Source organism: Streptomyces sp. NPDC107654, assembly GCF_055639035.1.
The window spans coordinates 12,532-23,905 of the sequence record NZ_JBVKBI010000003.1 but is presented as its reverse complement, the minus strand read 5'-3'; the positions used below and the strand labels follow the sequence as shown (position 1 = coordinate 23,905).

The 11,374-nt window shown below is 74.3% G+C and carries 9 protein-coding genes; 3 read left to right on the top strand and 6 right to left on the bottom strand.

Going from position 1 to position 11,374, the window contains the following annotated elements:
• Positions 1-135 precede the first annotated feature (135 nt).
• On the top strand, positions 136-996 hold the full coding sequence (locus tag ACZ7N4_RS06150; protein ID WP_471354326.1) for a C40 family peptidase: 861 nt from the start codon (positions 136-138) through the stop codon (positions 994-996).
• Positions 997-1,015: 19 nt separating this feature from the next.
• Here the strand turns inward: ACZ7N4_RS06150 and helR are convergent, their stop codons facing one another.
• Both helR and ACZ7N4_RS06140 read right to left on the bottom strand, forming a co-directional pair.
• Positions 1,016-3,199 carry an RNA polymerase recycling motor ATPase HelR gene (helR, locus tag ACZ7N4_RS06145; RefSeq protein ID WP_471354324.1) on the bottom strand — a complete coding sequence of 728 codons (2,184 nt, stop codon included), beginning with the start codon at positions 3,197-3,199 and terminating at the stop codon, positions 1,016-1,018.
• Between the two features lie 80 nt (positions 3,200-3,279).
• Entirely contained in the window at positions 3,280-4,491 is a 1,212-nt protein-coding gene (locus tag ACZ7N4_RS06140; protein WP_471354321.1) for a glycosyltransferase, read from the bottom strand.
• A 269-nt stretch (positions 4,492-4,760) separates the two neighbouring features.
• On the opposite strand from ACZ7N4_RS06140, the gene ACZ7N4_RS06135 reads away from it, so the two are divergent.
• A complete protein-coding gene (locus ACZ7N4_RS06135) occupies positions 4,761-6,914 on the top strand; it encodes an FUSC family protein (RefSeq protein WP_471354319.1) in 2,154 nt (717 codons plus the stop codon).
• A gap of 550 nt (positions 6,915-7,464) precedes the next feature.
• Here ACZ7N4_RS06135 and ACZ7N4_RS06130 read toward each other — a convergent pair.
• Both ACZ7N4_RS06130 and ACZ7N4_RS06125 read right to left on the bottom strand, forming a co-directional pair.
• Complete coding sequence (locus ACZ7N4_RS06130; RefSeq protein ID WP_471354316.1) at positions 7,465-7,815, bottom strand: GNAT family N-acetyltransferase; 351 nt, start codon at positions 7,813-7,815, stop codon at positions 7,465-7,467.
• A 684-nt stretch (positions 7,816-8,499) separates the two neighbouring features.
• On the bottom strand, positions 8,500-9,075 hold the full coding sequence (locus ACZ7N4_RS06125) for a PadR family transcriptional regulator (protein ID WP_471354314.1): 576 nt from the start codon (positions 9,073-9,075) through the stop codon (positions 8,500-8,502).
• A 136-nt stretch (positions 9,076-9,211) separates the two neighbouring features.
• Between ACZ7N4_RS06125 and ACZ7N4_RS06120 the strand changes: the two genes are divergently transcribed.
• The gene (locus ACZ7N4_RS06120; protein ID WP_471354313.1) at positions 9,212-9,598 is read left to right on the top strand and encodes a nuclear transport factor 2 family protein; all 387 of its coding nucleotides are present in this window, start codon (positions 9,212-9,214) and stop codon (positions 9,596-9,598) included.
• Positions 9,599-9,867: 269 nt separating this feature from the next.
• On the opposite strand, the gene ACZ7N4_RS06115 is transcribed toward ACZ7N4_RS06120, so the two are convergent.
• On the bottom strand, positions 9,868-10,962 hold the full coding sequence (locus ACZ7N4_RS06115; protein ID WP_471354311.1) for a lytic polysaccharide monooxygenase: 1,095 nt from the start codon (positions 10,960-10,962) through the stop codon (positions 9,868-9,870).
• 114 nt (positions 10,963-11,076) lie between these two features.
• Positions 11,077-11,346 carry a hypothetical protein gene (locus ACZ7N4_RS06110; RefSeq protein ID WP_471354309.1) on the bottom strand — a complete coding sequence of 90 codons (270 nt, stop codon included), beginning with the start codon at positions 11,344-11,346 and terminating at the stop codon, positions 11,077-11,079.
• Between the last annotated feature and the right edge of the window lie 28 nt (positions 11,347-11,374).

Below are 11,374 nucleotides of genomic sequence, written 5' to 3'. Positions count from 1 at the left end.
GGCCGTTCCGAAGGGGGTTTCCCGAACGTTTCCCGTTGCCCGTCCAGAAAGGTCCACGCGTCCCCGTCGACCGGCACGCCGTACCCGGGAAGGCTGTCCACCGACCACACCACAGAAGGAAACGGGGGTTCCGGCATGGTCCGGCGGACCGGCGCCATCGGCGCACTCATCGCCCTGCTGACAGCACTCCTCCTCACCCGGCCCGCGCTCACCGCCGACCGGCTCCCCGGGCCGGCCGACGGCGGTTGCGCCGTCCTCGCCCCCGGCGCGACGGCCGAGGCCGAACGGGCCGTCGACGCCGCCTGCGCGCAGGTCGCGGCCGGCGTCTGGTACACCTGGGGCGGCGGCCACGGCGCGCAGCCCGGCCCCACCCACGGCAAGGTCGACCCGACCGACCCGGCCAGCGAACACGACCCCGAGCGCATCGGCTTCGACTGTTCGGGCCTCGTCCGCTACGCCTACGCCCGGGCCACCGGCGCCGACATCCTCGACGGGGACGCCAGCGCCCAGTACTACACCCACCGCACCGCCGCCCGCTTCACCGCGGCCGAGGGCCTCGCCCCGCTGCGCCCCGGGGACCTGCTCGCCTACGGAACCTCGGCCGACCTGCACCACATCGCCCTCTACCTCGGCGCCGGCAGGATGGTGGAGGCCCGGCAGTCCGGGACCAGGCTGATGGTCAGTGACGTCCGCCTCGGCGGCGACTACTTCGGCGCCGTCCGCGTCGACACCGGCACCGTCGAGGGCCCCGTCTTCCGCACCTGGGGCACCGGCGTGTGGACCAAGGCCCAGCCCTCCGTCCGGGCCGCCCGCGTCTACGCCTTCCCCGGCCCCACGACGATCCGTGTCGCCTGCCAGAAGCACGCCGAACCCGTCACCGCCGAGGGCTACACCAACGACGCCTGGTCCTACCTCCCCGACTACCGAGCCTGGGTCACCAACATCTACATCAAGGGCCCGGCCTGGCTGGACGGCGTACCGACCTGCACCGCCTGAGCGGCCGGGCCCCGCGGGTTCAGGAGCTGGTGAGGACGACGAGCTGCCGGGTCGCCCGGGTCATCGCGACATAGCGGTCCACGGCGCCCTCCACGCCCTCACCGAACCCCCGCGGATCGACCAGGACGACCAGGTCGAACTCGAGGCCCTTCGCCAGCTCCGGGGTCAGCGAGCGCACCCGGGACGTCGACCGGAACGCGGGATCGCCGATGACACAGGCGATCCCGTCGGCGTGCTCGGCGAGCCAGGTGTCCAGCAACGGGCGCAGGTCCGCCACGGACCCGTGGACGACGGGGACACCGCCGCCGCGGATGGAGACCGGCACGTTGGCGTCCGGGAGCACCGCCCGGATGACCGGCTCGGCCTCCGCCATGATCTCCTTGGGCGTCCGGTAGTTGATGCTCAGCGAGGCCAGTTCGATCCGGTCGAAGCCGACCCGTTCGAGCCGTTCCCGCCAGGACTCCGTGAAGCCGTGCCGGGCCTGGGCGCGGTCCCCGACGACGGTGAAGCTCCGCGACGGGCAGCGCAGCAGCAGCATCTGCCACTCCGCGTCGGTCAGTTCCTGCGCCTCGTCCACGACGACGTGCGCGAACGGGCCGGCGAGCCGGTCCGGGTCGACGGCCGCCAGCTCCGACTCGTCCACCAGGCTGACCTTGGCGTCCTCCCCGCGCAGCATCCGCACCAGGCCCTCGCCGTCGTCACCGTCGGCACCGGAGTCGGCCACCGCCTGGACGAGGTTGTCGACCACCTGCGCCATGCGCTCGCGCTGCGCGGCGAGGACGGCCTCCTGCCGGCGCCGGCGCCGGGCCGTCTCCGGGTCGCCGAGCCGCTGTCGCGCCGCGTCCAGGAGCGGCAGGTCGGACACCGTCCAGGCGTGGGCGTCCGTCCGTTGCAGCCGCCGTACCTCCTCGCGGGTCAGCCAGGGGGCGCACAGCCGCAGGTAGGCGGGTACCGACCACAGGTCCCCGACGAGGTCGGCCGCCTCCAGCAGCGGCCACGCCCGGTCGAACGCCGTGCGCAGCTCCCGGTTCTGCCGCAGCGCCCTGCGCAGCAGCTCGGGCGAGGCACCGCCGTCGACGCCGCCGTCCTGCTTGTCCACCAGGATCGTCAGCAGCTCCTCCCAGACCTGGTGGCGCGCCTCGTTGTGCGCGGTGCCGGGCTCCGCCGCGTCGAACGCCACGGCCCAGTCGCCGGGGCTCAGCCAGACCTCGGACCAGGGGGTGACGACCGCCATGCCCTCGGCCGGCGGCTCCTCGTAGAACCGCACGGCCTTCTCGATCGCCTTCACCATGTCCGCCGACGACTTCAGACGGGCCACCTCCGGATCGGTCTCGGCCACCGCGTCCGCCCCCTCGGCGACGAGGTCCCGCAGGACGCAGGTCTGCACGCCCTCCTCACCGAGGCTGGGCAGCACGTCGGAGACGTAGGCCAGGTACGGCCGGTGCGGGCCGACGAAGAGGACGCCGCCCCGGCGGTGACCCACCCGGGGGTCGGAGTGGAGGAGATAGGCGGAGCGGTGCAGGGCGACGACCGTCTTTCCCGTCCCCGGGCCGCCGTCGACCACCAGGGCACCGCGGGACCCCGCCCGGATGACGGCGTCCTGGTCGGCCTGGATGGTGCCGAGCACGTCCCGCATCCGCGGCGAACGGGTGCCGCCGAGGCTGGCGATGAACGCGGACTGGTCGTCCAGGGCGGCATGCCCGGCCAGTCCGTCCGGGGTGAACACCTCGTCCCAGTAGTCGGTGATCCGGCCGTCGGTCCAGCGGTACCTGCGGCGGCTCACCAGCCCCATCGGGTTGGCGTGGGTGGCGCCGAAGAAGGGCTCGGCCGCGGGGGAGCGCCAGTCGACCAGCAGCCGGCGGCCCGTGCTGTCCGTGAGACCGAGGCGTCCGACGTACAGGGGCTCGGAGCCGTCCGCACCGACCATGCGGCCCAGGCACAGGTCGAGGCCGAACCGGCGCAGGGTGCGCAGGCGAGCAGTGAGGCGGTGGATCTCCGCGTCCCGGTCCATCGCGTGCCGGCCCATGCCGCCCGGCGCCCTGCGCTCGGCGTCCAGGCGGCGGGTCAGTTCGGCGATCGTCTGCTCAAGACACTCCGCGATGGCCGCGAAGTGCTTCTCGTCACCGGCGATGAGGGCCGGGTCGGCCTTGGGGGCGAGGCGCTCGGGAAGGTCGAAGGCGCCGGTGGTCAGGGGCTGTGTCATATCAGTGGGCTCCGTGGTGAGGCCGCTCGCGACCGTGCGCGCGGCAGGGCGTCCGGACGGCTGGGACGAACCTGGTGGTCTCAGCCGTGCGCGTCGAGCAGCAGCCGTGCCGCCACCTCCGCTCCGTCGGCGCGGATCCGGTCCGCCAGGGCGCCGGCCCGGGCGCGGGTATCGGGGACGAGGGCCGTTCCGAGCGCGGCCGACAGGGAGTCGACCGTCGGTGTGGGGCCGTCGTGGGCCGCGCCGATCCCCAGCTCGGCCACCCGGCCGGCCCAGTAGGGCTGGTCCGCCGCCTGCGGTACCACCACCTGGGGCGCGCCGGCCCGGGCGGCGGTCGTCGTGGTGCCGGCGCCGCCGTGGTGCACGACGGCGGCCACCCGGGCGAACAGGGCCTGCTGGTTGACCTCACCGACCACGCAGCAGTCGTCCTGCCCGTCGACCGGGGACAGGCCGGCCCAGCCGCGCGCCAGGACCACGCGGCGGCCCTGCGCGCGGACCGCCTCGACGACGACCCGGGCGGCGTCCGGCGACGCGTGCAGGGGCATGCTGCCGAAACCCACGTACACCGGCGGCGCGCCGGCGTCCAGGAACGCCGTCAGCTCGGCGGGCAGCGGGCGCTCGTCGGGCAGGATCCACGCGCCGGTCTGCACCACGTCGAGGTCCGGCCGCTCGTACAGCGGGTCCAGGGCGGGGTCCGTCGCCACCCACGGCCGGCCGCCGACGACGTAGTCACGGACGTGGTCCACCGCCGGCAGGCCGATCGCGGCCCGGTTCGTGTTGAGCGCCTCGCCGAACAGCGCGTCGGTGTGCCGGGTGTCCAGGTCCCACAGCGCCTGGTGGTCCGTCACCTCCGGCGGGAGCGGCCGTCCCGGATAGGCCAGGGGCGGGTGGTGCGGCGACGGCAGGGTGAGCTGCTGGAAGGTCACGGACACGGCGTGGACGCCGAGCCGCTCGGCCACCGACAGTGCGCCGGCCGCGGCGGGCAGCGGACCGGTCGCCACCAGCACGTCACACCCCTCGGCCGCCGCCGGGAGCGTCTCCAGCTGGCCGGCGATCAGCCGGGCCGCGCGCTCCGGCAGGGACGCGGGCGCCGGCCGGGCCGTGGTGAGCGCGCGCGCCGACGGGCCGACCGGTGTCAGCGGCACGCCGACATCGGCCAGCCGCCGCGCGAAGTCCTCGTCCGGCGGCGCGCACACCCGCACCCGTGCGCCGTGCTCCCGCAACCGCACCGCGAGTCCGGCCATCGGTTCGACATCTCCGCGCGAACCGTACGTCGACAAAAGAACACGCACTGAGCGAATCCCCCATTTCCACAGCTTCCTGGCCTCGGCCGGCAATTCTGCGGGACGACGGGGGCCTTGCCGCAAGCCCCCCAGTGCGCTATAAGTTGAGAGTGGCAAGGAGCGCGTGACCTCCTTGCCTTTGTTGTTGCCGCTGCCTTCCGCGTGTTTTCCGCGGCTTCCCGCGCGTTTTCCGCGCCGGTTTCGCCACCCTCCGCTCAGCCGCCCGCTCCGCCGGGCCGTGAGGTGCCGGACTCCCGGTCGTCGGCGATTCTGTAGGGGTGTGGGGTGTCCCGGCGGCCCGGCTGCCGACGGCCTACGCCGCCTCCGGCCGTCGTGCGCTGCGCGTGACGCTGGTCGCGGCGGCGGGCTTCTACGCCTTCCGCTACGGCCTCGACCGCCCCGTGGCGGCGACGTACGCGCTGTTCACCGTAGTGGCCCTGGGCGGACTGTCCAGGATCCCCGGCACCGGCCGGCAACGCGCGGCGTTCATCGCACGCCTGCTGCCGGTGTGCTGGGTCCTGGTCGTCGTCGGCACCTGTCTGTCGGTGCGGACGTGGAGCGCCGTCCTCGGCATGCTGGTGATCGGCTTCACGCTGGCCTTCTCCGCCGTGGGCGGACCACGTCCGGCGGGGGCGGCGCCGGGCCTCCAGCTCCTCTACATCCTGCCGTCCTTCCCGCCGTACGATCCCGGCTCGCTCGGCGATCGACTGCTCGGAACGACCACGGGCGTCGCCCTGTTCGTCGCGGCCGAGGCGCTGCTCCTCCCCGAGCCCGCCCCGCCGTCGTACCGGGAGCGGGCCGCCCGCGCCGCCCTGGTCGCCGAGCGGTGCGCTGCGCGGCTCACCACGGCCCGCGGTGCCCTGACCGGCTCGGACATCCGGGCGGCCCAGGAGGCGGGCCAGGCGCTGCGCCCGCTCAACGTGCCGGAGGCCGAGCGCCCGGCGGGGCCCGGCGTGCGCGAGCGTGCCCTCACCCACACCGGACTGGCCATCCGCACCCTGCTCGGCAGACTCGCCCAGCTGCCCCCCGTACGGGACGACGAGACGGCACCCCACGTGACCGCCGTTCTGCGGACGGTGGCCCGCCTCGCCGAGGCCACCGCCGGCTGTCTGCGCACCGGGACGTCCCCGGTGGCCCTGCGGGCGGAGCTGCTCACGGCACGCGCACGCCTGTCCGCCGTGTCCGCCGGCCCCCCGTCCACGGGCGCCGGCGTCTGCCTTGCGCCCGATGTCCTGCGCTGCCACGCCGCCGTGCTGGAGGTCGCCGACGCGGCGCTCGCCATGGGCGCGGCGGCCGATCTCGCGTTGGGCGGACGGCACGCCTCGGTGCCACTGCCGCCCGGTCGCTTCTGGTACGCCACGACCCCGGCCCCGCTGCTGTGGTGGCACCGGGCACGCGGCCACGCGGGACGCCGGTCGGTGTTCTTCCAGAACGCGGTGCGCATGGCCCTGGCCCTGACGGCCGTGCGGTTGGTGGCCGGGGTGGACACGCTGCCGCACGGGTTCTGGGCGATGCTGGCGACCCTCACCCTCACCCGGACCACCCTGGGCGCGACGTGGAGCACCGTCCGCCTGGCGCTCGCGGGCACCCTGGCCGGGGCCCTGGTCAGCGCGGGCGTGCTGATCCTGGTGGGGTCCGACACCGCCGTGTACGCCGTCCTGCTGCCGGTGTGGATGCTGTGCGCCTTCACCGTGGGCCCGGTCCGGGGCGTCGGATGGGCGCAGGGGATGTTCACCGTGCTCGTCGCGCTGGTCTTCGCGCAGCTGGCGCAGCCGACGTGGCGGCTGGCGGAGGTCAGAATGCTGGACGTGCTGGTCGGCAGCGCGATCGGCGCCGTCTTCGGCGTGCTGGCCTGGCCCCGCGGCGCCCATGACGAACTGCGCCGGGCGGCGGCGGAGCTCCTGCGCCGGGCCGCGGAGATCGTCGTGGCGACCAGCGCCTCGGTCGCGGCCGACGCGGCGCCGGACTCGCCGTCGGGGGTGCCCGGCCACCGCTCGCTGCAGCGGGCCGTCGTCCTCGCGGAGTCCGCGTACGCGCAGGTGCAGAGCGAACCGCCGCCCTTCGGCGGAGGCGGGCGCGGGGCGGATCCGCGTACGGTGGACTGGCAGGCGACGCTCATCGCCGGTCACCACACTCTGTGGGGCTCGGCCCGGCTGCTGGAGCCACCGCTGACCGCGCTGAGCCCGGAGGCCGCCGAATCGGCCGGCACGCTGGGGGAGCGGGTGGCGGGACGCATGCTGCTCGTCTCGGCGGCCCTCGACCCGGCGGACGACGCCCCGGCCGCGGCTCCCTCCTTGACCGACCCGGTCCTCGTCGGTTTCACCGCCGAACCGCCCGGTGCTCCCCGGCGCTACTACGCGACCGTGGCGTGGCTGAACTCGTTGATGACCGACCTCGCCCGGATCGGGCACGGCGCGGCGAGGAAGCCGTGACGTCCTCACCGGCTCCCGCGCCCACGGACGGGCGGCCACGCCGGGCGGGCCGCCCGTCACCACAGAACACACCCTGAACGTTACAGATGGAAAGCGTACGAGCGCAGAGCGTGACGGGGCGCGCGTCGTGGGCGCGTGGAGCCCGGCGGTGTCGCGGTTCAGCTTGTGATCGCCCTTGACAGGCAGGCGAGTTGGCGGGCGAGGTGAACCCCTTGCGTCGCCATGGACGGACGTCCCCGCGCCCTCCGGAAGCCGCCGCGGGGCGGGCAGTGGGACGCGCAGGGCGGATACGGCGGGCCCGGGACGGGCTTGATGCCGGTCGCGCCGCCCTGGGGGGATCGTCGACCCGACCCTGCTCCCGGAGGCATGGGTGCGCCAGGTCGAAGGCCTGCTTTGCCCCGGTGCCGGCGAAGACACGCCGGTGCACGAAAGCATCCGCGCCCGGGTCGGTCATCCGGGCCCGGAGGTGTGGACCGGCGTGGGCGTTCGGCATCAGAGGACACCGGATGAAGAGGGGCGGCCCCGCAGGGTGCGGGTGGCGCGGGTGGTTTCAGCTGTCGGCGGGGGCGGCGAGTACGGTCCGGGAGGCGAAGTTGCGGTAGCCGGCGCGGTCGAACGCGGCTGCCATGGGGCGGTCGGCCAGGTCGGTGTCGGCCGTGATCCGGCGGGCGCCCGCGTCGAGCAGGACCCGGGTGGTCTCCGCCAGCAGCTCGTCCACGTATCCCCGGCCGCGCAGGGACGGCACCACACCGAGGTAACCGACCACGAAGCTCCGGTCGTTGCGGGACGGGACGAGGAGCCCGGCGATGGCGCCGTCCGGGGTGTGGGCCAGACGCCACCAGTCCCGGTCGCCGGGCATCGCCCGGTAGCCCTCCAGGTCCTCCCGGGCCGCCTTCTCCACCGTGCTCGGCGACCACGCGCCGGGTCGAGGTGTCGAGGCTTCCCTCGGCCACCTCGCGAAAGGCGCCGAGGAACACCTCGTCGTCCGGTTCGGGCCGGAACACCAGCCGCCCGGTGACCGCGGGTGGTGGTGTCCGGTCGGCGGTCCACTCGTAACGGAGCCTGCGCAGCACGTCGGTAAGGCCTGCGCCCCCGGCCCGGTCGGCGGCCGCGCTCGGCTGGCGGCTCGGGGTGGCCGCGGCCGAGCGCTCGCGGCGTACGCCGTGTGCGGCGCCAGGGTCGGCACGGAGAACGCCAGCGCGGCGGCCCCGGCGACACTCCCGACGACCCGGCCCGCCGAGCGGCGCGGGGTGAGCTGCCGTGGGGCGAGCCGCCTTGGGGGACGTGCCGGACGCGGGTGCGGATCGGTCACGATGACCTCCACTGTGGGGGTGTGGGAACGCTCCCATGCCGGTGCGAGGGTAGAAACGCGGCTGACGCGTCGTCAAGGATTCTGTCGGGATCGGTGTTCGGGGCTGTTGGGATCCGTGGCTCTGCGTCGCCTTCCCGCCGGAGTCGGGTGCACCGGCCCTTTGCTGTCGCGGGCCGCCAGGCCAAACGACCCGCGCTGCTTACGGTGACCCCGCTCGCCGGGGACGCCTCCTTCGTCGGCGGGGCGACGGCGCGCCGCCGACCTGGGGCCGGGTCAGCCGTGGGCGCGGGGGGCCGCCATGCGCTGGTCGAGCCTGCGGAGCGCCATGTCGCCCCAGTGGAGGTTCTCCCGCTCGAACGCCATCCCGCGCATCAGGGTGAGGTACGGGCCGATGCGCTCGGCCTCGGCGAAGTACGCCTCCTCCGAGCGCCCGTCGAGCAGGCGCTGCCGGATCCGTTCGTAGCGGGCCAGCTTGGCGGTGGCCCACTCCATGCGCTCGGCGACGGCCGCGCGTACCGCCGCGATGTCGCCGGCGTCCAGGCACTGCACCTTGACCAGCAGCTCGTCCCGGATCACCGACGGCCGGCCCGGAGGCTCGGCCGTGTAGGCGCGTACGGCCTCACGTCCGGCCTCGGTCAGGGAGAACAGCCGCTTGTTGGGGCGGCGCTCCTGCCGGACGACGCGCGCCGTGACCAGCCCCTCGGCCTCCATGCGCTCCAGCTCCCGGTAGAGCTGCTGGGGTGTCGTCATCCAGAAGTTGGCGACCGTCGCGTCGAAACCCTTCGCCAGGTCGTAACCGGACGCCTCACCCTCCAGAAGGGCCGCCATCACCGCGTTCCGCAAAGCCATGGGGCACAAACTAGCAGCAGGGTGAGTAGTCAACGAAGTGAGTGATACAGCGCGCTCTCCGCCATGGACAAGCGCTTGATCACAGCCGTAGCCTGCCAGCCCGGATACTCAATTAATTGACTAACAGGAGTGGTGTATGCATCCCTTCCGCGCGGCCGTCGAGAGCGGCGACCTGGACGCCGTCGCCGGTCTGCTGGCCGACGACGTCGTCTTCACCAGCCCCGTCGCGTTCAAGCCGTACCGCGGCAGGGCGATCACCGCGGCGATCGTGCGCGGGGTGTCCCGGGTCTTCGAGGACTTCACCTACGTCCGTGAGATCGCGAACCCCGACGGCCGCGACCACGTCCTCGTCTTCACCGCCACCGTCGCGGGGAAGCAGCTCCAGGGCGCCGACTTCCTGCATTTCGACGAGGACGGCAGGATCGACGAGTTCACGGTGATGGTGCGCCCGCTCTCCGCGGCGCAGGCGCTGGCCGAGGCCATGGGCGCCCAGTTCGAGCAGATCGCGCGGGAGGCCGGCTGACCCGCGCGCGCCGGATGGTGACGTGGCCGGCGGCCGGGGCGTGAGCCTCGTGCCGGGCCCAGGGCGTCGAGACCCTGCCGGTCCCGCGCACCGCCCCTGACCGCGCCCCGCGCTTGACCGGTGCCACGGCAGGGCGGAGGGATGCGTCCAGCCGACGGGGGTGGGGCACGTGGCCGGCGTCGAACCCGTGCCGCCGGGCACGCCCGGAGCCGTGTGACGCTCACCGCCCCACCCGGGACGGACCGGTGAGGCGGTGAGCGAGGCGCGGGTCAGGTGGTGCCCTGTGCCGTGACGCAGCCGATCGAACCGGCGGGGACGTTGTTGCCGGTCGAGGTGGCGGTGAAGCCGAAGGTGACGCTGCCGTCGGCGGGCACGACCCGGTTGTGGTCCACGTTGCGGACCGTGACCGTGCCGTCGGCGGCGGTGGACTGCGTGCCGTTCCACAGACTGCTGATCTTGGTGCCCGCTCCCGGCCGCCAGGCCACGGCCCAGCCGTCGAGCGGCTCCGTGCCGTGGTTCATGACCTCGACGGAGGCCTGGAAGCCACCGTTCCAGGAGTTCACCACGGAGTAGACGGCCATGCAGGAACCGGTGTGCGGATCCGTCGGTGTCGGGGTCGGGGTGGGCGTGGGCGTCGGTGTGCCGCCGGAGCCGCGGATGCCCGTGACCTCCCCGTGGCCGCCGTCGAAGGCGATGTCCGAGCAGGAGAAGAAGTTCTCCTGGCTGTCCGAGCGGACCCACTGGATGAACATCAGCGCGTCACCGGACCGGCCGGAGGGGAGCTTCATGTCCCAGTAGTAGTGGCCCCCGTCGGTGCCCGGCGACCCCTGCTGCGGCGGGTTGGTGACCGTCTGGACCGGTTCGAGGTCCGCCCAGCGCAGCGCGGAGGTGGGTGACCAGCCCTGCTTGGTGACGTAGACCCGGAAGTCGCCCGGGTGCGCCGCCCAGTTGCTGTACTGGGCCTGGATGGTGGCCCCGCTGGTCAGATGGGTGCGCGGCCAGTCCGACCGGGCCGCGTTGTAGGCGCGGAAGTCGTACGGGGACCGGTCGCCCGCGCTGCACAGCGTGCCGTCGGGGACGTAACCGGCGCCGCGGCCCCCGGCGTTCGAGTCGAGCACGGCGAACCAGTTGTACAGCGCCGTCGCACCGCTCTGCGCCAGCGCGTCCCGGCACGCCGGGTTGGTCGGGTCCAGCCCTCCCGTCGTCGTGTGCGCGTCGAGATAGCACAGGTAGGTGCGCGATCCGGGCAGCATCGCCACCCCGTGCGCCTGGGCGCTGGTCTGCCCCAGCAGGGTCAGGGCGAGTGCGGCCAGCAGGGTCGAGAGGGCCGCTGCCGCCGACACGAGTCTGTTGCGTCGAGCCACGTTCTGCTCCTTCCGGTGTGGATCAGGCGGGTGGTGCGCCCCGGGCGGGTGCCGTACCGAGGCACGCGGGGATCGCCGGGGCGCGCCGGTGTACGTCGGGCGCCGTGACCCCGCTCAGGCCGACGGACGAGACAGCGGTGTCCTCGCCGTGGAGGGCGTGGTCGGGGCAAGGGGAGTCGTGGTGGGGTGGGGGCCGGCGGGGGACGAGACACCGGCGAACGGGGTGTCGACGTGGACCGGCGCGGCGGACACGGGGTGCGCCGTGAACCGGCCGGTCAGGCCCAGTGCCAGGGCGGCGAGCGCCGCGCTCAGAGCGGCCGCACGGCGCCGTCGGCGCCCTGGTCCCGACGGGGGTGCGGGCGCTCGGCGGGTGGCGGGTGCCATGGGTCCTCCTCGTGGGCGCGGGGGGTAC

Coding starts and splice junctions, on each gene's coding strand:
- ACZ7N4_RS06125 (WP_471354314.1), bottom strand. CDS start 9,075: ATGGCTTTGCGGAACGCGGTGATGGCGGCCCTTCTGGAGGGTGAGGCG.
- ACZ7N4_RS06110 (WP_471354309.1), bottom strand. CDS start 11,346: ATGGCACCCGCCACCCGCCGAGCGCCCGCACCCCCGTCGGGACCAGGG.
- ACZ7N4_RS06120 (WP_471354313.1), top strand. CDS start 9,212: ATGCATCCCTTCCGCGCGGCCGTCGAGAGCGGCGACCTGGACGCCGTC.
- helR (WP_471354324.1), bottom strand. CDS start 3,199: ATGACACAGCCCCTGACCACCGGCGCCTTCGACCTTCCCGAGCGCCTC.
- ACZ7N4_RS06150 (WP_471354326.1), top strand. CDS start 136: ATGGTCCGGCGGACCGGCGCCATCGGCGCACTCATCGCCCTGCTGACA.